Here is a 22,091-nt window from a genome sequence, read left to right as displayed (position 1 = left end):
ATACCCACGATTAGCAAGTTTTAAAGCTGCTTTAGCATTCTGCTCAACCAGTAAGACTGTTACTCCACTTTTGCTAATTTCCCTGATAGTCTTAAATATTGATTTAACTAACAAAGGAGCAAGCCCTAAACTAGGCTCATCTAACAATAACAATTCGGGATCTGACATTAATGCTCTTCCTATAGCAAGCATCTGTTGCTCACCACCCGATAAAGTACCAGCCAACTGCCTCCTTCTTTCTTCAAGTCTTGGAAAAAGTTCATAAACCCATTTTAGCTTATTGTAGTCAACCTCTTTTTTTGAATAAGCTCCAAGGATTAAGTTTTCTTCCACCGTTAATGTGGAAAAAACTCTTCTCCCCTCAGGTGCTTGAGTAATACCCAATTTTACAATATCATGAGCTTCTAATTCAGTTAACTCTATCCCTTTATATTTTATACTTCCTGATGCAGCTTTTATAATACCGCTGATTGTTCTAAGAGTAGTTGTTTTACCTGCACCATTAGCACCAATAATTGTTACAATCTCACCTTTATTTACATATAATGATATCCCTTTTACTGCTTCAATATTACCATAATTAACTTTTAAGTCTTTAATCTCTAATAACTTTTCACTACTCATCGTCATCCTCATCGCTACCTAAATATGCTTCAATAACTTTAGGATCATTTTGGACTTCGGCTGGTGTCCCTTCAGAAATCTTTTTACCAAAGTTTAAAACTACTATTCTATCTGTTACATTCATCACCAAGTCCATATCATGCTCGATTAAGAGAATCGTCACACCCATATCTCGAATCTTAATAATTGTATCTATTAATTCCAAAGTTTCCTTATCATTTAAACCTGCAGCAGGTTCATCTAATATTAATAACTTTGGTTCTGCTGCAAGAGCTCTAGCCATTTCCACCTTTCGTTGAATCCCATAAGGTAAACTCGTGGCAGATACTGCAGCATATTCTGTAAGATTAAACATTTCCATGTAATCATATACTTTGAGCCAGTTTTCTTTTTCATCCTTTAATGAAAATGGTGTATGAATGATTCCATGATACCATCTTTGCTTACTCTTAAAATGTCTTCCTGACATTATATTTTCAGCAACACTCATTTCACCAAAAAGTCTAATTGTTTGAAAAGTCCTAACTATTCCAAGATTTGCTATTTTATAAGGACTTAATCCAGTTATATTTGAACCATTAAATATGATATCCCCTTTTTCTGGTTTATACACACCAGTTATACAGTTAAAAACTGTTGTTTTACCTGCACCATTAGGGCCTATAAGCCCAAAGATTTGCCCTTCCTCTACATTAAAAGTCACATTATCAACAGCTATCAATCCACCAAAAATTTTAGTAACATCTTTTAGTTCCAATAGTGCCATACTCTAATCCTTCATTATGTATTTTGGAATTCTACCAAATTTAGCAGGCCAAACACCTCTTGGCCTTAAAATCATAGTTAAAATCATCGCTATCCCAAAAACAAAATACCTAGCAGTGGCAAACTGTCTAAATAGCTCAGGCAATACAAACATAACAAATGTACCAATCAGAATACCTGGTATAGATGATGGACCACCTACTATAACAATAGTAAAAAATAGAACTGATTGAATAAAACTAAATGCCTCAGGACTTACAGCTGCATACTGAACAGCGAATAATACTCCAGCTAATCCAGCTAATGCAGCACCTAAACCAAATGCATATAATCTATAAAATCTGGTATTTATTCCAATACACTCAGCAGCTAAAGAATCCTCATTTAAATAATGTAGAGCTCTACCCACTTTACTAGTTTCTAAGTTTCTTATAATAATAAAAGTTATCATCAGTACTACAAAGGACATATAATATATTGACTGCTGAGACATAATCTGAAAACCGAATATTGATGGAACTCCTATCCCAAATATTCCATTTGGACCACCTGTAATCCCAAAAAGATTATTTTTTAACACCTGTTCAAAGACTATATTAAATCCAATAGTTGTTACCAATAAGTAATCGCCTCTTAAATGAATAATTGGTGCTGCAAGCAAAACACCTAATACCATCGGTAACAAAATTGCAACAGGTATAGTCCACATAACAGGTACATTATATACTGTATTCAAAATGGCAGTTGAATAAGCTCCCAATCCAAAAAACAGTGCATGCCCCATATCAAACATTCCAGCTCTACCAAGTACAATATCCTGACTCAAGGCAACAATAGAGTAAATAATAAAAGTAGTACCAACAGCCAACCACCTTGAATCTGCTACTAAAGGGAATATAACCAAAAAAATGATAAAAATAGAATAACCAATATACGCTTTTCTCTTATCCATTACACTTTCTCCGCAACTCTTTCTCCAAGGATACCAGTAGGCCTAAATATTAAAATCACAATAAGCAAAATATATGTAAAAGCATCAGCCCATGTTGTAGAAACATAACCTGCAATAAAAGCATTAAACAATCCTAAAAGCAAACCACCAAGCATCGCTCCAGGAATATTACCAATACCGCCAATAATTGCAGCAACAAAGGCATTAAGGCCATAAATCCAGCCCATATTAAAATATATACCTTTATAATACAACCCAATAAATAGACCTCCAACAGAACCGAGAGAGGAACCAATAATAAAAATCATCACAATAATTTTATTAACATCAATCCCCATCAATTTTGCAGCAAGCTGATCAATAGCACTAGCTCTAATAGCTGTACCTATCTTTGTTTTATTTACAAAGAAATATAAAACGACCATCAAAATCAATGATAATATAAGTATTATCAACTGCATTAATCCAACTGAAACACCACCAATACTCCAATAAACAGCTGGGATAACATCAGCAGGATAAATCTTTGGTCTTGGGCCCCATATAAGCATTATCCCATTTTGTATTACCATCCCAGCTCCAAGAGCTGAAACCACTGCACTAAGCCTTGGTGCATGTCTTAATGGTCTATATGCTACCCTTTCTAATATTACACCTATAATAGCAATAACAATTGCAGTTACCGCAAAAACCAGAGGTATTACAATATAATTTGGTAAATTAGCACCAGTTAACTGCATCATGATCACAAGTCCAATATAAGCAGAAAGTGCTACAAGATCGCCATGTGCAAAGTTAATAAGCTTCATTACCCCATAAACCATTGTATAACCAAGGGCTACGAGAGCATAAATGCTCCCGATAGTTAGCCCATTGATTAATTGTTGGAAAAATATTTCCATCGCCAACCCTTTTATTTAGTAGGATAAACTATCTTATACTCACCGTCAGGCTGAATTTCATAAGCCATGTATGCACTTGTTACTCTTTCACCTCTCTTATCCCATGTGATAGGACCTGTTATACCAGGGAAATTCTTAAGGTCATTGTGAAGATAATCTGCAATTTTTTTAGTATCAGTTGTTTTCAACACCTCAATAGCATGTAAAATAGCTCTTAAACCATCAACATTGAAAAGAGTCCATATACTTGGTGGATCTTCATTATATTTTGCTCTGTAGTCAGCAAGAAATTTTTTCGCAATATCATAAGGTAAATATTGTGGTAAAGGAACATTAATTATATAAGCACCAACAGCAGCTGAGCCAGCAAGTTTTACAAACTCTTTATTATCGTTAGAGTCACCACCAACAAAGTCTGCCTTAATACCAAGCTGTCTCATTTGTGCTACTATCAAACCACCATCTGTGTAGTATCCACTAAAATAGATTACATCAGGATTATAAGATTTAATTTTAGTTAAAACAGGTGTAAAGTTTTGATCACCTGATTTAATTTTTGCTCTATATACAATATTCCCACCAAGTTTCTTTGTATTTTCATAAACAGCTTTTTCCAAATCTACAGAGAATGTTGAATAGTCTGAAATTGTTGCAATTCTTTTGTATTTTTTAAATTTCATAAAAAATTCAGCTGTAAATTCGCCTTCAGCACTATTTGGTGAAGAATTTCTAAAGAATGTCCAATACCCATGTTTTACCAATGTATCACTTGTACCGTCACTAGTTTGCAATACACCAGCTCTAAAATAGGTAGCCTGTGCTGCTTCTGTAGCTGTAGATGTGTAAGAACCTATAACAGCAATAACCCCTTTGTTAACAAGTTCTCTAGCACAGATAGCAGCCTTAACAGCAGTTGCCTCATCATCACAAGTGATAACTTCAATCTTTTTACCTAAAAGACCACCTTTTGCATTTACCTGCTCAACCCACAATCTTACTGCATTATCAATACCCTGCCCTTCACTCGCAAACTTGCCAGTAATTGGTGCTTGAACACCTATTTTAATGGTATCAGCAGAAAAAGCAAAAGTTACCATAGAAAATACTACCAAAAGCGTTAATAACACCTTTCTCATAAGAACCTCCAAATATTAGAATTATGTTTTAATAAGAGCCCCTTATTATTCTAAAACTTTAAGGATTTGTCAAGTATATTGAACAATTTTCACAAAAAAATAACAGAGATTTTTAGTAATAAAATATTGGTTTATTATCAACAAATTATAAACAGCAAAACCCATAACATAATTTTGAAAAATAATCTATATGATGAACATAATAAATTAAGAGATAAAAATTTATTTAGCTAAGAAAATCAGAATCAATATTTTGCTAATATAAGCCGAACTATTATCTAACTTAATTTATTATAAAAATAGTATGAAGCGTATAAATCAAAACTCGCATTACCCACAGATTTAAAAACAGTTTTTATCTTTTTATAATTATCAGATCTATCAATCACCTCACCTAAATTAACTATTTCATCATCTTTGACCTTTCCATCTTTTAAAGCATTTATGATATCCCCACTCTCATTTATGCACCCTACTTTATTATCTGCAAAAATTTTAAACTCTCCATACAAGTTTGTATCCAGTTCTTGCATTTCTGGCTTGAAAGATCCTATAGCATTTATATGAACATCATCTTTAAACTTTATCTTTGTACTATCAAAAAGAGGGGTTTTACTATTTGTAGCAGCAATTATAATATCAGACTCTTCAAGCTTTTTATAATCATTCATCAGATAAATTTCTTTTTTATAAAACTTTCTAACCCTTTTTAAAAAGTCTTCAGCTTTGACTCTATTCCTATAATAAACATAAACAACTTCAATATCTCTAACAGCAATTACACCTCTTAATTGAGTTTCAGCCTGAGCTCCAGTCCCAAATATTGAAAGGACTTTTGCATCTTTCGAAGCAAGCTCATCCACTGCAGCCCCTCCGATTGCACCTGTTCTTAATGCTGTTAATTTTGCACCATCAAACATCGCTTTAACAACCCCTGTTTTCCCCTCAGCCAAAAATACAATTCCATTTATAGCGGGTAAACCAACTTTTGAGTTTTCATTACAAACTGCAACATATTTAAAACCCACTTTGTCTATCTTTTCAGAATAAACTGGCATAAATAAATATGTTGAATCATGCAAAGAGCTCGATATATGATGTCTTTCTGGCACTACAACATCATTATTATGCAATGCAACTAAAGAATCTTTCATAACATCAATCAACTCTTTCATATCTAAAGATTTTTCAATATCTTCTGCGCTAAAATATTTCATTTTTCACCTCATAAAAAAACCATAACTTATACTATCCTCTTTATCCACAAAAAACTCATTTTTACCAATAATATAAGCTTTACCTTCAACCTCAGGAATAACTGACTTAAAACCACAAAAATCAACCTCTTTAAATATTCTTCCTTTAAATCTTGTACCGATAATACTTTCAATTGTGATTTCATCTTTAATATCTATTTCACCTTTTAAATAATGCAAGGCTAACCTACCACTAACACCAGTCCCTGTTGGGCTCCTATCTACTTCACCATCAGCAAAGATACATACATTTCTACTAATGCTATCATTTCCAGTTTTTCCATCATAAAAAATAACTCCATATAAAAAACTTAAATCTTCATGTTTTGGATGATTAATTTGATATTTTTCTGATACTTTCTTCTTTATTAATCTTCCATAAGATATCAATTGCTGTACATTTTGTGGAGTCAAATCTATTTTTAAATTATTTGTATCCACATAAGCATAAAACGCTCCTCCAAAAGCAATATCAAAATGTATTTCACCCAAACTCTCTAAGTAAATAGAGCAATTAGATTTATAAATAAATGATGGAACATTCCTAAAATAATATCTAACAAGCTCGCCTTGTTTAATCTCTGCAAAAGCATTAACTATACCAGCAGGAGTATCTATTTTAATTTCCGTAAGAGGCTCTTTAAAATCAACTAAGCCCAATTCATAAGCAAGTTTTATTAATGCTATAATGCCATGTCCACACATTGTACTATAACCTTCGTTGTGTAAAAAAATAACTCCGAAATCAATATCTTCTCTATAGGGTGGTAATAAAATAGCACCATACATATCTGCATGACCTCTAGGTTCTAAAATTACAGCTTCCCTAATATAATCATATTCATTCATCATCTTTTTTCTGAATTCCAAAACAGATTTTGCAATAATATCAGGTAGGCCATCGTATATGACTCTTAGAGGTTCACCAGCAGTATGTAAATCTATAGTTTTAATTATTAAACCTTTAGAATCACACAATTTAAATTGTTCAAACTTATCTTTTCTAAACATAGTTTCTCCTTGACAAAATAATTTTTATATAATTTTATCAGTGATGAAAAAGCTTAACAAGTCTTTTTATAAAATTAGATACAACTAAAAACTTCTGGAGGTAAAAACATGGATGAAATCAAAAAGTGGTTTTACGAAAAGCTGGCAAATAAAGCAATTGAATCGCTAACAAAAAATGGATTTAAAGCTGTTTATTTTGAATCAAAAGAAGAAGCAATAAAACATTTTATTCAAACTGCCACAAATTATGATTCTATAGGTTTTGGTGGTTCAATTACTGTTGTTAAAGAGTTAAGATTAGTTGATGAAGCAAAAAAAACTAAATAAAAAGATTTTAAATCATGGAGATCCAAACCTAACACCTGAAGAAAGGAATCAGGTTAGATTAGCAGAATTAACTTGTGACCTTTTTGTCACTTCTACAAATGCATTAACCCTTGATGGTAAATTAGTAAATATTGATGGTACTGGTAATAGAGTAAATGCAATGGCTTTCGGCCCCAAAAAGTCTGTTGTGTATACTGGAATTAACAAAATAGTTGAAAATGTGGATGATGCAATAAAAAGAATTAAATTTATTGCTTCTCCAATGAATGCTAAAAGATTAAATTTTAATACACCCTGTGCAAAAACTGGCTTTTGCGCAGATTGTAATTCACCACAACGAATTTGTAGAATTGTAACAATAATTGAAAAAAATCCACCCTTGTCAGATATAGAAATAGTAATTATTGGTGAATCGTTGGGATTTTAATAAATTAAAAATAAAAAGCTTGCTTTATGTTATTTAATGTGTATATTGTTGTTAGTTGTTCAGGGCAGTTCGAGAGTTATTCTGGTAATTCCAAAGTAATTCTTACTGACAAACAACAAAACAAATAATACGAGGTATAGTTATGAGAAAAGGAACAGTAAAATGGTTTAACGATTCAAAAGGTTATGGTTTTATAACCGAGGATAATGGACAAGATGTTTTTGTACATCACACATCTATCCAAAAAGACGGATTCAAGTCTTTGGCTGAAGGAGAAAGGGTTCAGTTTGAAGTTGAAAAAAGTCCTAAAGGGCTTGCTGCAATAAATGTAGTATCACTTTAATAAAACGATATCTTAATCCAAAATATAAAGGCCGCTTTTTAAGCGGCCTTTTTTTATAATTTCAAAATTCATAAAATTTAAAGCTGGTAAGGGGACTTGAACCCCTGACCTACGGATTACGAATCCGTTGCTCTACCTGCTGAGCTATACCAGCTTATAAATTATATATTACTTATGGCACCTTTATTGTCAATTTTTGAAAATACCAAGCCAATGTAAGTTGAAAAAATAATATCCTTTTGCTATCATTTAAATATGATACAATCATTAACAATAATATTTTTATACCTTTTTATAGGTGATACAATTTCAACTATCTTAAATATCCCTATTCCTGGTAATGTCATCGGCATGATTCTTTTAACAATCTCATTAAAAACAAATCTAATTAAATTAGAAAGTGTAAAGCCTGGAGCAGATGTCCTTGTAAAAAATATGGCTTTTTTATTTGTTCCACCCGGTGTAGGGATAATGATATATTTTGACTTAATAAAAAAAGAGTTTATACCCATTGTTATTTCCTATTTTTTTAGCACATTAGCCGTTCTTTTCATAGTTGGCAAAGTACAACAAATAATGGACAAAAAAAATGAAAGCAATAATTGAAAATCCAATTTTTTCTGTAATGATAACATTTTTAATATTCTATTTAGCTTCCAAACTATACAACAAATATAAGTTTATACTCTTTAATCCAGTTTTAATATCAATAACATCACTTATTTTATTATTAAAACTTATTAACCTTGATTATAATACCTATTTCAAAGGTGCCAAAATTATCAGCTTTTTCCTTGGGCCATCGGTGGTAGCTCTCGGTGTACCACTTTATTTACAATTTGAAGAGATCAAAAAAAGAGGTATATCAATTATAATTAGTATAATAATCGGTAGTATTGTTGGTATATTATCGGCTGCATTAACTGCAAAATTACTTGGAGCTTCAAAAGTGGTGGTAGCTTCAATTGCTCCTAAATCTGTAACAACACCTATAGCAATGGGGATTTCAGAAAAGATCGGAGGAATTCCATCTTTAACTGCTGCGATAGTTATAGCTACAGGGGTGCTTGGCGCTGTAATTGGGCCAGCTTTTCTAAAATTAACCGGTATAAAAAATAAAGTGGCAATAGGTCTTGCAATTGGTAGCGCTTCTCACGGCATCGGCACAGCAAGAGCCTTTGAAGAAGGTGAATTAGAAGGAGCATCAAGTTCACTTGCAATATGTTTAAATGGCATTGCAACAGCCATATTTACTCCAATAATTTTTTATATTATATACAAATTATTATGAAATTAGTTGATTATCTCTCACAACAATTTAATATTTCAAAAAGATTAGCAAAAAAATATATAAAAGAGAAAAAAGTATTAATTGATGGTAAATTCATTAAAGAAAATATAGAAATCACAAATATTGAAAATCATCAAATATGCCTCAACATTGATATAAAAAAAGTAGAATATAATTTAGACGAATTTATCATTTCAAATTATGAAAATGTATTATTTCTCTATAAACGACCCTTTATGCATACAGAAAGACACAAATTAGAAGACTCTCTAACGATTTCAGACATTGTATCAGAACATTTCAAAGAATATACGCTTATTTCAAGGCTTGACTTTGAAACGGATGGAGTTATTGCAGCAATAAAAGATGGATATAAACCAGAGAATGTTTTGAAAAAATATCTAGCTGTTGTAATTGGTAATTTCCCAGAGGATACCATCGTTTTTAACAAAATCGATTACAATAAAAGGAAAAAAGTAAAAGTGTTAGAAGAGATTGACCTTGAACACCCATCAAATATAAAGGTCATTAATTCAAATAAAAATTATTCACTACTTGAAATCACAATATTTAAAGCAACAAGACATCAAATAAGAGCTCATCTATCTTATCTCGGATATCCGATTTTGGGTGATACACTTTATGGTGATAAACAATACAAAAGACTAATGCTCTCTTGTATTTATACAAAAATTGATAATTTTGAAGCCCACTCCCCAAAAAAAGAAAACTTTTTAAAAGAATATCAAAATCTCATTTCAATTTAAGTATTTTGGACTTTGCAAACTACTAATTAATATGCAATACTAAAAAGTTACTTTTAACTGTCTAACACTTGAATTAGTCAATCTCGCAATTTTTAATACATTTTAAGGAAATTTTTTTGTTAGAAAACCATAAAAATCTTATATTTAATTATAGTTATCAATCATTTGTCGATCTCCAAGGTTTTTTACAAGATTAGAGGTCGACTAAAAATTACTTTAAATTTGACACATTTTTCAAAATTTTGTATAATAAAATTAGTAGATTTATCAAAGATGTTTGACAATTTGATATATCATAGAGATAAGGGTTTTTAGAGTGCCTATGAGGAATTGAAACTATCGCAAGCGTATATTTAAAGTATGCATTTAACAGGGTTTTTAGAGTGCCTATGAGGAATTGAAACTCAAAGAACAATTAATAATTGCTGGGTATAATGAAGGTTTTTAGAGTGCCTATGAGGAATTGAAACTAGGTTCTAAAAAATCCTTTTGTTCAGGTAATTCAAGTTTTTAGAGTGCCTATGAGGAATTGAAACTTTGCCGTTTGTTTCTATGTTTTCATCAACTAATAGTTTTTAGAGTGCCTATGAGGAATTGAAACTGGGTCAAGATGTCAAGGAAGTTAATAAAGGTCTATTTGTTTTTAGAGTGCCTATGAGGAATTGAAACTGATAATAGTAGCGTAGGTGGGGTATAGTATGACTTCGTTTTTAGAGTGCCTATGAGGAATTGAAACTAATCTATGTTCGATAAACAATTATTTATACAAATACGTTTTTAGAGTGCCTATGAGGAATTGAAACTGAATCAGCCCCGACTATTTCGAGGCTGAATCATAAGTTTTTAGAGTGCCTATGAGGAATTGAAACAGCGACTTCCAGCGCTGCTTTCCGTTTTCTCGGTATAGTTTTTAGAGTGCCTATGAGGAATTGAAACCCAGGAATAATTTCAAATATTAGCTATCAACAAGAGCAGTTTTTAGAGTGCCTATGAGGAATTGAAACAAATCTTGTTGTAAATTATCCCAACAATGTTCCTTAAGTTTTTAGAGTGCCTATGAGGAATTGAAACGCAAATTCTTTGTTGATATTGCTAACTGTTATTTTTAGTTTTTAGAGTGCCTATGAGGAATTGAAACAAAATGAAAATAAACTATTAAAAACACCAAAAAGCCAAGTTTTTAGAGTGCCTATGAGGAATTGAAACGTTTCTGATATACCAATAACTTTGCGTGAATCTATGCCAGTTTTTAGAGTGCCTATGAGGAATTGAAACTTATGTGTGGAATATTTGCATTTTATGCTAGGGAAGTTTTTAGAGTGCCTATGAGGAATTGAAACTAAAGCCCTTTACTAAAATCCAAATAAGGTAAATTAAAGTTTTTAGAGTGCCTATGAGGAATTGAAACTCATTAGTTGATAATAGACCCAATTTAGTCAATCCAGTTTTTAGAGTGCCTATGAGGAATTGAAACACAGCATAATAAGATTTACCAGAACCAGGCACACCCTGTTTTTAGAGTGCCTATGAGGAATTGAAACGACTTGCTTTTCCTGAAGAGCTTGGTGGTATGCCATGTTTTTAGAGTGCCTATGAGGAATTGAAACTTACCATCCTCTCACAGGACAAAAATGTCAACAAGGTTTTTAGAGTGCCTATGAGGAATTGAAACAATGTAACACCTTTCTTTGTTTGCCTTGCACCGAAGCGTTTTTAGAGTGCCTATGAGGAATTGAAACTTTAAAAAAGGTTCAAAGCGTGGAACGATAAAAGAGGTTTTTAGAGTGCCTATGAGGAATTGAAACAATTTTCTGTATAGAGAATTGTTAATTCTATAATAGTTTTTAGAGTGCCTATGAGGAATTGAAACCCTAAACAATATTATTATGAAGATGGAACAGTTAAAGTTTTTAGAGTGCCTATGAGGAATTGAAACGTTCCAAATATTGATATAGGTATTGAACATGTATCACCGTTTTTAGAGTGCCTATGAGGAATTGAAACACGAAGATCCTTCACCGATGATGTATATCATGCCGACGTTTTTAGAGTGCCTATGAGGAATTGAAACAATACGCAATATTGACCAATTTCACTATGATATATGTTTTTAGAGTGCCTATGAGGAATTGAAACGGAAAAAAGAAATAGTCAATATAAGGCACATTTTCGGTTTTTAGAGTGCCTATGAGGAATTGAAACCGGGTTGAAAGTCTACCGCCGTGCTCTCTACCGCACGGTTTTTAGAGTGCCTATGAGGAATTGAAACTTGACAAATTTTTTTTAGTGGTATATGATGATAATCAGGTTTTTAGAGTGCCTATGAGGAATTGAAACTGTAAATCATAGTGAAATAGATTATAACTGTATTTCGTTTTTAGAGTGCCTATGAGGAATTGAAACCCTCCTTTGTCTTTAATATAATAATCAAACTGATTAGTTTTTAGAGTGCCTATGAGGAATTGAAACACTACACCACATTTTTCTCCATCTGGTGTGAATATTGGGTTTTTAGAGTGCCTATGAGGAATTGAAACTTGCTTTTTTTAGTAAATCTTCTGTTATGTTCTTATGTTTTTAGAGTGCCTATGAGGAATTGAAACTTTTAATTTCTTTATATGTCTCTTTTCTTTCTTTGTCGTTTTTAGAGTGCCTATGAGGAATTGAAACAAGTCAATTATAATGGAGATGATTACTATGGCGTTTGTTTTTAGAGTGCCTATGAGGAATTGAAACAGCAAATCAAAAAACGAACTAATGTCAGCATTACCAAGTTTTTAGAGTGCCTATGAGGAATTGAAACTTTATCATCTAACTTGATTGTTGTTAAAACTAAAGAGGTTTTTAGAGTGCCTATGAGGAATTGAAACCTATACCATAATTGCCATCTGCATAATATCTTGGTGGGTTTTTAGAGTGCCTATGAGGAATTGAAACAATTGTGATGGGAAAGAATTACATCTTGTTCAAAAATGTTTTTAGAGTGCCTATGAGGAATTGAAACTGGTTTTGATGCAACGCAATCTTTGCAAACTTTAGGTGTTTTTAGAGTGCCTATGAGGAATTGAAACTTTCATCATCTTCACAAATAATCCGTTTTGACATATGTTTTTAGAGTGCCTATGAGGAATTGAAACATGCAATAACATTGAAAAGTATCACTGTGTTAAACTGTGTTTTTAGAGTGCCTATGAGGAATTGAAACTTCTAAAATCAGATGGATTATGGGGGTGCGGGGAGAAGTTTTTAGAGTGCCTATGAAGAATTGAAACTAAGGTGCGGTAATAAACCAAAAGCGGTTCAATCCCGCGTTTTTAGAGTGCCTATGAGGAATTGAAACAACAAATGCATATGCATATGCAATATCGCTTGCCAAGTTTTTAGAGTGCCTATGAGGAATTGAAACTAGAAATATAGTATAACTTTAGGAATCATCTCATATTGTTTTTAGAGTGCCTATGAGGAATTGAAACTCTCAAAAAGTAAATGAAGAAAAAGAAACTATCAAAAAGTTTTTAGAGTGCCTATGAGGAATTGAAACTTCGAACTTGATAAATATTGTAAAATAGTAATTTTCGAGTTTTTAGAGTGCCTATGAGGAATTGAAACTAGCCTCAAGCTCCTCAAGTGTTGTAGCATTTTCAAGTTTTTAGAGTGCCTATGAGGAATTGAAACACTCAAAGACGCTTGATTTGACTTGTTTTGTCGATGGTAGTTTTTAGAGTGCCTATGAGGAATTGAAACGTATCCCAGCATGGAAAACGGTAACTGATACATATTAGTTTTTAGAGTGCCTATGAGGAATTGAAACCAGAGCTTTGGTTGATTTGTTTACTCCTGCTCCTAGTTTTTAGAGTGCCTATGAGGAATTGAAACTTGCTAAAACTATAGATAGAATCAACAAAATACTTAGTTTTTAGAGTGCCTATGAGGAATTGAAACAACAACATAGGACATAGGACAAAGAACTTAGAACTTAGAACTTTGAACTTTTGTTTTTAAAGTGACTAAAAGAAATTGAAGCTAATTAAATAAAAGCTTTTGCTAATATTTGTTTATATTATATTAATAATATGGATACATTTAATATCAACGGAACTCTTATTTGGTATTATTATATCTGTCCACGAGAAGTATGGTTTATTGGTCATTCCATAGAAGCAGATCAAGAAAACGATTTTTTAGCTTTAGGAAGGCATATTCATGATTTCTACTACAAAAGACAAAAAAAAGAATTTATTATCGATAATACAATAAAAATAGATATCTTGCCTGGGAAAAAAGTTATAGGTGAAATCAAAAAATCTTCAAAATACTTAAAAAGTGCAGCTATGCAAATTGCTTTTTACTTATATTTTTTAAAACAAAAAGGAATAATTTTATCAGGCGAGCTTTTGTTCCCAGAAGAGAGAAAAAGGGAAAAAATATTTTTGACAAAAGAAATCGAAAACGAACTTAAAAATGCAATAAATAATATTAATAAAATTTTAAATATGGATAAGCCTCCAAAAGCAACAAAAATCCACTATTGTAAAAATTGCGCTTATAAAGAGATGTGCTGGAGTTAGAATCTCATGAAGAAGCCAATATATATTTTTAATGACGGCGAATTAAAAAGAAAAGATAATACCTTATTTTTCATCAAAGATAACGAAAAAAAGACAATTCCAATAAATGCAGTATCCGAAATACATGTTTTTGGTGAAATCGATATAAATAAAAGAGCGCTTGAATTTTTAACTCAAAACAAAATACCTTTATACTTTTACAACTACTATGGATATTACATTGGAAGTTATTATCCAAGAGAATACTTAAATGCTGGCATTATAATTTTGAAACAAGCAGAATTCTATTTAAATAAAGAAGAACGACTATTTTTAGCAAAAAGTTTTGTAAGTGGAGGATTATCAAACATTTTAAAAAATCTCAATTATTATAAAAAAACAAAAGAAGAAAAAATAACACCGTATATTGAACAAATAGAAGAGAAATCAAAAGAAATAAATAATAAATCAAGTATATCAGCTTTAATGGCTCTCGAGGGTGAAATAAGAAAAATATATTATGATGCCTTTAATGTAATCTTAAACTTTGAAGATTTTTATTTTGACAAAAGGACTAAAAGACCACCCGAAAACCCAATAAACGCCTTAATAAGTTTTGGCAACTCACTGATATATACTACAATTCTATCTCAAATTTATAGAACACATCTTGACCCTAGAATCGGCTATCTCCACGAAACCAACCAACGCAGTTTTAGTTTAAATTTGGATTTAGCTGAAGTTTTCAAACCAATAATAGTTGATAGAGTAATTTTTAGCCTCATTAACAAAAAACAAATACAATTAAAACATTTTGAACAAGAAATTGATTTTACTTATCTAAACGAAAAAGGCAGACAAGTCTTTATAAAATTATTTGAAGAAAAATTAGCTACAACAATAAATTATAAAAATATAGGTAAAGTTTCTTATAGAAAACTTATAAGATTAGAGTGCTACAAACTTTATAAACACTTTTTAAGAGAAGATATTTACAAACCATTCATAACTAATTGGTGAGAAATGTTTATAATATTAGTATATGATGCAAATGAAAAAAGGGTGCAAAAATTTCATAAAATTTGCAAAAAATATTTAACTTGGGTTCAAAATAGCGTTTTCGAAGGGGAAATAACAGAAGCAAATCTCCGTATACTTACTGACGAATTAAAAAATATAATGGATGAAAATGAAGACTCTGTATTGATTTATAAATTCAGAACAAAAAAATATTATGAAAGAGATTCTATCGGTATAACAAAGCCTTCACATGAAGATTTATTTTTCTAATCAACTAATGTTGACAAGTTAAAAGTATATGTTAAAATATTATTATGAAAATAAAGCTTTTATTAAGTTCTGATAACGAATATATAATTTTGCCTATTCATCACAATTATTTACTTCAAAGTATGCTTTATAATAACCTTCCTACTCCACTTGCAAATTTTCTTCATGAAATTGGCTTTTTTTATTACAAAAGGCAGTTTAAACTATTCACTTTTTCAAAAATTCAATCCAAATATTTTGAACTTATCAGAGAAAAAAGTAAAATCACAAAAATTAAATATAAAACTCCAATAACTATTTTTATTTCTTCGGCTATAAGTGACTTTACAAAAAATTGGGGGGAAACATTTTTGAAAAAAGAAAATATTTTTTTAGGTAAAAATCCACTTTATCTTGAAAGTATAGAGGTTCTCCAAAATCCATACTTTGAAGAAGAGTTTATAATAAAAACATTATCTCCAATAACTGCTTATAAAACTTTTGAAAATGGAAAAAAATATTATAGATACTACTCACCAAGTGAACCTAAATTCCAATATTTAATAAAAGAAAATCTAAGAAAAAAATTTGAAATCATTACAGGTGAAGAAATTTCAGAGTTTCCAATTGAAATACAGCCAATAAAAACAAAAAAAGTATTATTCAAATACAAAGATTTTCCAATAGAAGCCTATGAAGGAACTTTTAAGATAAAAACAATCCCTGAACTTTTTAAAACTGTTTATGACGCAGGTCTTGGAGCTAAAAACCCCCAAGGTTTTGGGATGGTTGAGGTATTAAATAATGGCTAAAAAAGAAGTTTCAGTAACTTTTAATACTATAACTCCTCTTTGGACAGGAGACGCTTGGCAAGATAATAGCGAAATAAGACCTTCTTCACTAATGGGAAGTTTAAGATTTTGGTTTGAAGTTATTTGCTATTTTTCAGGTATATGTAAAATTGAAAAAGAAAATAATAGGATTGTTAATATTAAAGAAGGAAGATTTGAAAAAGAAGTTAATAAAAAAGATTTTAGAGAGTGTATCTTAGAAAGAGGAAATGACTTTCAAGCAAAAATAGAGTGTTTGAATGAGCAGAATATACTTTTACCTTCTATTATTTTTGGAACTACAAACTGGAAAAGTTTGATAGAAATTAAAGATATTGAATATTTAGAAAATTATTGTTTTGGAAACTACTTAAATTTACCTTATGCAATTGCTTTCTATAAGAAAAACAATAACGATGAACCTCAAGAATTTAAGACCAGAGAAGAACTAAACACATTCATTAATAACAGATATAAAAATATTAGGGATTGGAAAGAAAAACAGAAAAAATTTAGAGAAGAATACTCTGTTTTTTATTTCCCTATCCCTTATTTTTATGGGAAATTTAGTGTTACTTTTAAAATAGACGAAATTGAAAAATCTATTTTCTTTCCACTTTTAACCTTTATGGAGCAATACGGTTTTTGGGGTGGGAAATGGAATATTGGATATGGGAGATTGGAAATAAAAAGCGTGGAGGAAAATAATCAAGAAATAAATAATTGGCAAAGTAAAGAATTTGATTTATCTGTAGTTCAGAAGGATAAAAAAATAAATTTTACAGAATTCATTAAATTTGAAAACAAATTTGAAAATCTAACAAAAAAAGAAAATAAAATAAAAGTTCTACACCCTATAAGCTCAAATAGTGATTTTAAAGAAATTATAAAAATTCTTATTCAACGAAAATCCCTAGAAAGAGCTAGTTTTAGAGAAGACGATGAAGAAAGACATAAAATTTTTGGTAAAACAGGTAATCCAAGACAAATACCTTATGTCCCTCAAGGCTCAAAAATCCTTCCTTATATCTACAAAGAGGGGAAAGAATTTAAAGGTGGATTTATATCTGTTGCAGGATTATTAAATTTAGAAAGAATAGGTGATAGAGATGGCTAAATTTGATATTTATGCAGATAAAATAAATATTGATAACGATAATTTGATTTTTACACATGAAAATGAGAAGTTTCTAAATCTATTCTATGGAAATCTATATAAGAAAAGTAAAATTCTAAATGATTTTAAAAAAAGAATAAGATTTTATAAAAGTTTTGTAATTAACGAAGATAAAAACGATTTTAAAACCATTCAAAAAATATCTGGAATTTATAAAAAAGAAGATGACTTAAATAAACTTCAAAGCTATGTTGAGAAACTTCCTAAATACTCCTTTGCTATATGGTTTAAATTCGAGTTGGAAGCACCTTACTTTTCTAAAGATGACGATGAATTTTACATTATTCAAAATCCAATTTTAAAAGAAACAAATTTTAAAGTTCCAATGGTAAGAGGTTCTGGATGGAAAGGAGCTTTGGCAAGTGCTTTTAGAGAATTATTTAAAGAAGATTTTGAAAGCAATAAAGACAAAATAGAAAGTTTTTTGAGAATTTTTGGAGCAGGTTCAGACAGTATAAAAGCTTTAGAAAATTATATTTTAGGCAAGTCAAAGGATTTAGAGGGAATTAAGAATAAACTCTTAGAATTTATGCTTTTCGAGCTGGGTATAAAAGTAAATAAAGATTTAATTAATGAAGTTAATAATGCAAAAGATAAAAACGAACTTTTTAAAATATTAAAAGATAAAATCTCCTCAAAATTAACTGAAAAACAAAAAGAATTTCCTTTAGAGTTTCAAACCCATAAAGGAAGAGCAATTTTCTATCCAACTTACTTTGATAAACTGTCACTTGAGATAATAAACCCCCACGATAGAAGAAAAAGAGCTGGAACAAATCCTATTCATTATGAAGTAGTTCCAAAAGAAACTGAAGGAATTTTTCAACTAATTTATATTCCTTTTGATGGTGTTTTAAAATCAGATGAAGATTTAAAAAAAGAAGTTAGTCAAGATTTAAACAATCTATGTGAAGCAATAGAAAAATTATCAGAACAAGGAATAGGAGCAAAAACAAAACTTGGATGGGGGAGATTCAGTATAGAAACTAAAAAAGTTTGTGTAAATGGAGAATTAGAACTTCCTGAAGGGTGGGAAAAATGTTAGGATTAGATTTAAATAAATTAAAGCAATATAGGAATGAGATTTTAAAAGCTGAAATAGTTTCATATTTAGCTTTGTGGGATAAATTAAATCCATCTGATCAGAATAAGGCTTCAATTAATATCCAATGTAATGATTTAAATTGTTGGGAAAGTACCCTAAAAGATAGGGAAATTGATATTAAATTAGATGTAAATTCTTCTAAGTCTTTTAAATTATGGGATAATTTTTTAAATAATTTGAGAGATTGGAGAAAACAAAACAGTTTAGACTTTCTACTACAAATTTTATATGGTATATCCGAAAGTTTGAATTCTGGGATAGATAAAGGAAGTCCAAAAGATGATGTAAAGGTAAAACCTGAAAATGAAAGATGGTTAGCGAATGCTTTTGGTAGTTATAAAGAAGATATAATTTATTTAGAAAATGATGAAAATAAAATTAATAACCTTATAAACGATATACAAAATAATATACAACATCTATTAGATAAATCTAATATCTCTTTTGGAGAGTTAGAAGAACTTAGAAAGGAACTAAAAGAGTTATTATCTGGTTTATTATCTGATGATAGATTTCCAATTAACGACGTTTCATTATGGGAACAAACCTACTTACCTGCTTCAATGTTTAAAGCTTTATTATCTGATTATATTCTAATTAATCAAAATTTTAAAAGTATTCCTGATAGGCAAAAAGTAAAATGGAGAATATTAGGAGTTCAATACGATAAATTGGGCTTGGCAGAGAAAGGTTTAAAACTTGCTTCTATCGAATGGTATAGAGAAACAGCTAAAGAAATAGATAATGAAATAAAAGAGCTTTTAGAGATTAAACATCCGATAGGAAATGAAATTTATAGAGATGAGACTGGGATTTATTTTATTGTTGGAGAAAATATAGGGCAAGATGGAAGTAATGGTTTAGCTTGTTTAAAAGGGGATTTAAAAAGTATTGAGGAAAGAATAATAAGTATTTTTAAGGAAAAGTTAGAAGGTGAGATTTATCCTACCATAGTTTTAACAAAAGCTTCAAGAGGCTTAATGAATTTAGGTTATCTACTTGAAAAGGCTAAGGAGAGCTTTCTAAAAATAAAGATTAATGACGATATAACTAAAACATTAATACAAAACATAAACAATACTTCTGAAGCTATTGGAATTTGCCCTTTATGTAAAATTCGTTTGATTTATAAAGAGGACAAAGAGAAAAATAACTCTACAGCTATCTGCAAAACATGTGATGAAAGAATACATCATTATTCAGTAAAAAACTGGATACAAAATTTAGGCTCTGAAACGATATGGGTAGGTGAAATAAAAGACAAAAACGATAGAATAGCTCTTGTATCCTTAAAGTTTGAGCTTAAGGATTGGTTAAATGGAAATTTGTTGAATAGTTTGCTGGTTCGAGAAGAAGATTATAACGACTACTTTGAGACTATAAAACATATTTTAAAAGAGATTCAAAAAATTGATTGGAATAATTTTGAAAATTTTTTTACGAATGAAGAGTCTAATATTAAAAAATTTTTAAAGCTATTTGACAAAAAAGGAATACAAATACCTTATAGTAGCTTGTTAAAAGATAGTAATTTGAAAACAATCTTAACACAACGAGAAAATAATCTAGATGAAAGGAAAAAATCTCTGAAAGATTTATTCTATAGAAGTTTAGAAAACTATCTCTTACCTTTTTTTGGTAAACCTTTAGAAGATTGGCTCGCCAAAATAAGTAATAATTTCCAACAAGATTATATTTTCGAAGAAAAAAGATTTAAAAATCAGCAAATATTTAAAAATAATATAGAATTTCTGAAATCTTCTTTTTCTATGGGTTTTGTATTAATGCAAATATATAACACATTATTAGAACGCTCCATTGGTAATGAATGGGAAAAATTCATTAAAAATAATTTATCAAATAAAAATCATATAGATTTTGAAAATAGAATGATTGACTGGCAAAAGTTAACAGATAATGACATAGAATTTTTAGCTACTCTTCTACTGCAATTCCTACTTAGAAAAAATCCATCTCCTGCAAGACTAAGAAGAATTTGGGAAACTACACAGGAGTTTTTTGAAAATATAAAAATCCAAGTGTTAGAAAACAATCAATTAGGCATTCCTGAGTGGAGAAGGAAAAGAATAGTTTTTGAAGCAGATTTACAAGAACTTAATAAAAGCAGAGAAATAACTGATGAAAAAGGTTTATTATATTGGGCAGAAAAAAACGCAAATAAAATCTATCTAATAAGCTCTATAGAAGACTTTTTAGATGCTTATAACTTAGATTTTTACAATAACAAGAAATTACTTAAAGAACTCAAAAATAGTAAAACTAACTTTGAAAAAACAGAAGAAATTAACTCACAACTCAATCAAATCATAGAAAGTTTAAAAAATAACAGCAATCCTATAAATATCAAATTTTATACTTACAACGAAAAAGAAAACAAGGAAGACAAACCACTGGAAGAAATCAACATAAAAAGTATAGAAATCATTTCTTACAAGCCATATGCTTCAATCACAGACCCAACTCCTGCTGGCTGGCAAGTAATTATCCCTGCCGAATATGTTTCAAGATTTATTGATTTAGTTATGGAAAAATATAACCAAGAGTTTAAATATGTTTACGGAAAATTATCTATTCATATTGGAATAGTTGTCCAAAATTATAAAAAACCGCTTTATATAGGGATAAACGCTTTAAGAAGAATTAGAAGGGATGTGAAAGATACAGATAAACTTGGGATAAAAAAAGATAAAAAAGAGTTTAAAAAATATTTCAGATATAAAACTATTTACTATGCAAAACAGCAAGAAAGAGAAAATGATACTGCTAATTATTATTCCTTATATTGGAATAATACTGACCAAAAAGATTACAATTTCTTCATAAAACCGAATGATAACTGGAAAAAATGGATTTCTGTTATAGGTAAATTTCCCAATGATAGTTCAATAGAAGTTGTCCCCAATACTTTTGATTTTGAATTTTTAGATAACAATACAAGAAGAAATGATATTTTTTATGATGAGGAAAAAGGTTACAAAAGAGCCTTTGAGCTTAAAGCAAATAGACCTTATGAAATAGAGGAATACTGGAAGAAATTCAAAGCTTTTAAAGAACTTTTCAAAGAAAAAACAAACGCAGCAAAAATGCACAAACTGGTAAGTCTTTTTTATGAAAAACTTCAAAACTATGAAAAAGATTTAAATCCATTCCTTGCTTCAGCAATTATAAACATTTTAGAACTCAGGAAAAACAAAGAAGCACAAAAGCATATTCAAAATATTTTTGGATTAAATAAAAACAAAGATATCTTTGAAGAACTAAAAGACAAGTTAAATAAGGAAAAAATAAAACTATTTATAGATATGTTTGAATTCTGGCATACAGCATTGAAGGAGGTTTAA

Annotated in this window: 19 protein-coding genes, 1 tRNA gene, 1 pseudogene and 1 CRISPR repeat array; of the genes and pseudogenes, 13 read left to right on the top strand and 8 right to left on the bottom strand. The window is 30.1% G+C overall.

Features of this window, described 5'->3' with window-relative positions; all coding sequences use genetic code 11:
- Window positions 1–129: 129 nt before the first annotated feature.
- The 7 genes and pseudogenes from OWM07_RS01020 to OWM07_RS00990 all read right to left on the bottom strand — a co-directional run.
- Window positions 130–624, bottom strand: a pseudogene (locus tag OWM07_RS01020) (ABC transporter ATP-binding protein); the annotation flags it as partial.
- A complete protein-coding gene (locus OWM07_RS01015; RefSeq protein WP_423301810.1) occupies window positions 617–1,390 on the bottom strand; it encodes an ABC transporter ATP-binding protein in 774 nt (257 codons plus the stop codon). The pseudogene OWM07_RS01020 and the gene OWM07_RS01015, both read right to left, overlap by 8 nt.
- Before the next feature lie 3 nt (window positions 1,391–1,393).
- Entirely contained in the window at window positions 1,394–2,341 is a 948-nt protein-coding gene (locus OWM07_RS01010; RefSeq protein WP_423301809.1) for a branched-chain amino acid ABC transporter permease, read from the bottom strand.
- Window positions 2,341–3,243 (bottom strand): branched-chain amino acid ABC transporter permease, encoded by a 903-nt coding sequence (locus OWM07_RS01005; protein ID WP_423301808.1) that lies wholly within the window; start codon window positions 3,241–3,243, stop codon window positions 2,341–2,343. Before OWM07_RS01005 ends, OWM07_RS01010 begins: the two co-directional genes overlap by 1 nt.
- An 11-nt stretch (window positions 3,244–3,254) precedes the next feature.
- Complete coding sequence (locus OWM07_RS01000; RefSeq protein WP_423301807.1) at window positions 3,255–4,379, bottom strand: branched-chain amino acid ABC transporter substrate-binding protein; 1,125 nt, start codon at window positions 4,377–4,379, stop codon at window positions 3,255–3,257.
- 278 nt (window positions 4,380–4,657) lie between these two features.
- Entirely contained in the window at window positions 4,658–5,596 is a 939-nt protein-coding gene (locus OWM07_RS00995) for an ornithine cyclodeaminase family protein (RefSeq protein WP_423301806.1), read from the bottom strand.
- Between the two features lie 3 nt (window positions 5,597–5,599).
- On the bottom strand, window positions 5,600–6,646 hold the full coding sequence (locus OWM07_RS00990) for a proline racemase family protein (protein WP_423301805.1): 1,047 nt from the start codon (window positions 6,644–6,646) through the stop codon (window positions 5,600–5,602).
- A gap of 108 nt (window positions 6,647–6,754) precedes the next feature.
- Here OWM07_RS00990 and OWM07_RS00985 point away from each other — a divergent pair, with 108 nt between their 5' ends.
- The 3 genes from OWM07_RS00985 (at window position 6,755) to OWM07_RS00975 (ending at window position 7,743) form a co-directional block, all read left to right on the top strand.
- A complete protein-coding gene (locus OWM07_RS00985; RefSeq protein ID WP_423301804.1) occupies window positions 6,755–6,973 on the top strand; it encodes an LUD domain-containing protein in 219 nt (72 codons plus the stop codon).
- Window positions 6,951–7,400, top strand: coding sequence for a lactate utilization protein (locus tag OWM07_RS00980; protein WP_423301803.1), 450 nt, complete (start codon window positions 6,951–6,953; stop codon window positions 7,398–7,400). Before OWM07_RS00985 ends, OWM07_RS00980 begins: the two co-directional genes overlap by 23 nt.
- Before the next feature lie 142 nt (window positions 7,401–7,542).
- Window positions 7,543–7,743: a cold-shock protein gene (locus OWM07_RS00975; RefSeq protein ID WP_423301802.1), complete on the top strand. Its 201-nt coding sequence runs from the start codon at window positions 7,543–7,545 to the stop codon at window positions 7,741–7,743.
- An 81-nt stretch (window positions 7,744–7,824) separates the two neighbouring features.
- On the opposite strand, the gene OWM07_RS00970 is transcribed toward OWM07_RS00975, so the two are convergent.
- Window positions 7,825–7,897, bottom strand: a tRNA-Thr gene (locus OWM07_RS00970).
- Between the two features lie 101 nt (window positions 7,898–7,998).
- Here OWM07_RS00970 and OWM07_RS00965 point away from each other — a divergent pair.
- From OWM07_RS00965 to OWM07_RS00920, 10 genes are all read left to right on the top strand, one after another.
- Window positions 7,999–8,349 (top strand): CidA/LrgA family protein, encoded by a 351-nt coding sequence (locus OWM07_RS00965; protein WP_423301801.1) that lies wholly within the window; start codon window positions 7,999–8,001, stop codon window positions 8,347–8,349.
- Window positions 8,333–9,034, top strand: coding sequence for a CidB/LrgB family autolysis modulator (locus tag OWM07_RS00960; RefSeq protein ID WP_423301800.1), 702 nt, complete (start codon window positions 8,333–8,335; stop codon window positions 9,032–9,034). Before OWM07_RS00965 ends, OWM07_RS00960 begins: the two co-directional genes overlap by 17 nt.
- A complete protein-coding gene (locus tag OWM07_RS00955; protein WP_423301799.1) occupies window positions 9,031–9,801 on the top strand; it encodes a pseudouridine synthase family protein in 771 nt (256 codons plus the stop codon). Before OWM07_RS00960 ends, OWM07_RS00955 begins: the two co-directional genes overlap by 4 nt.
- Before the next feature lie 307 nt (window positions 9,802–10,108).
- Window positions 10,109–13,825: direct repeats of the CRISPR family, unit length 30 nt; unit sequence GTTTTTAGAGTGCCTATGAGGAATTGAAAC.
- 49 nt (window positions 13,826–13,874) lie between these two features.
- Window positions 13,875–14,369 (top strand): CRISPR-associated protein Cas4, encoded by a 495-nt coding sequence (gene cas4, locus OWM07_RS00950; RefSeq protein WP_423301798.1) that lies wholly within the window; start codon window positions 13,875–13,877, stop codon window positions 14,367–14,369.
- A 6-nt stretch (window positions 14,370–14,375) separates the two neighbouring features.
- Window positions 14,376–15,368, top strand: coding sequence for a type I-B CRISPR-associated endonuclease Cas1b (gene cas1b, locus OWM07_RS00945; RefSeq protein WP_423301797.1), 993 nt, complete (start codon window positions 14,376–14,378; stop codon window positions 15,366–15,368).
- 3 nt (window positions 15,369–15,371) lie between these two features.
- Window positions 15,372–15,638, top strand: a complete 267-nt coding sequence (cas2, locus tag OWM07_RS00940; protein ID WP_423301796.1) for a CRISPR-associated endonuclease Cas2 — start codon at window positions 15,372–15,374, stop codon at window positions 15,636–15,638.
- 44 nt (window positions 15,639–15,682) lie between these two features.
- A complete protein-coding gene (gene cas6, locus OWM07_RS00935; RefSeq protein ID WP_423301795.1) occupies window positions 15,683–16,429 on the top strand; it encodes a CRISPR-associated endoribonuclease Cas6 in 747 nt (248 codons plus the stop codon).
- Window positions 16,422–17,564, top strand: coding sequence for a type III-B CRISPR module RAMP protein Cmr1 (gene cmr1, locus OWM07_RS00930; protein ID WP_423301794.1), 1,143 nt, complete (start codon window positions 16,422–16,424; stop codon window positions 17,562–17,564). The genes cas6 and cmr1 overlap by 8 nt, the downstream gene beginning before the upstream one ends.
- Window positions 17,557–18,669: an RAMP superfamily CRISPR-associated protein gene (locus tag OWM07_RS00925; RefSeq protein WP_423301793.1), complete on the top strand. Its 1,113-nt coding sequence runs from the start codon at window positions 17,557–17,559 to the stop codon at window positions 18,667–18,669. Before cmr1 ends, OWM07_RS00925 begins: the two co-directional genes overlap by 8 nt.
- A complete protein-coding gene (locus OWM07_RS00920; RefSeq protein ID WP_423301792.1) occupies window positions 18,663–22,091 on the top strand; it encodes a CRISPR-associated protein Csx11 in 3,429 nt (1,142 codons plus the stop codon). Before OWM07_RS00925 ends, OWM07_RS00920 begins: the two co-directional genes overlap by 7 nt.

It is taken from the genome of Deferribacter thermophilus (genome assembly GCF_049472675.1).
Taxonomy (GTDB): domain Bacteria; phylum Chrysiogenota; class Deferribacteres; order Deferribacterales; family Deferribacteraceae; genus Deferribacter; species Deferribacter thermophilus.
The sequence above is the reverse complement of the archived record's forward strand: the minus strand, read 5'-3'. Positions and strand labels throughout refer to the sequence as shown.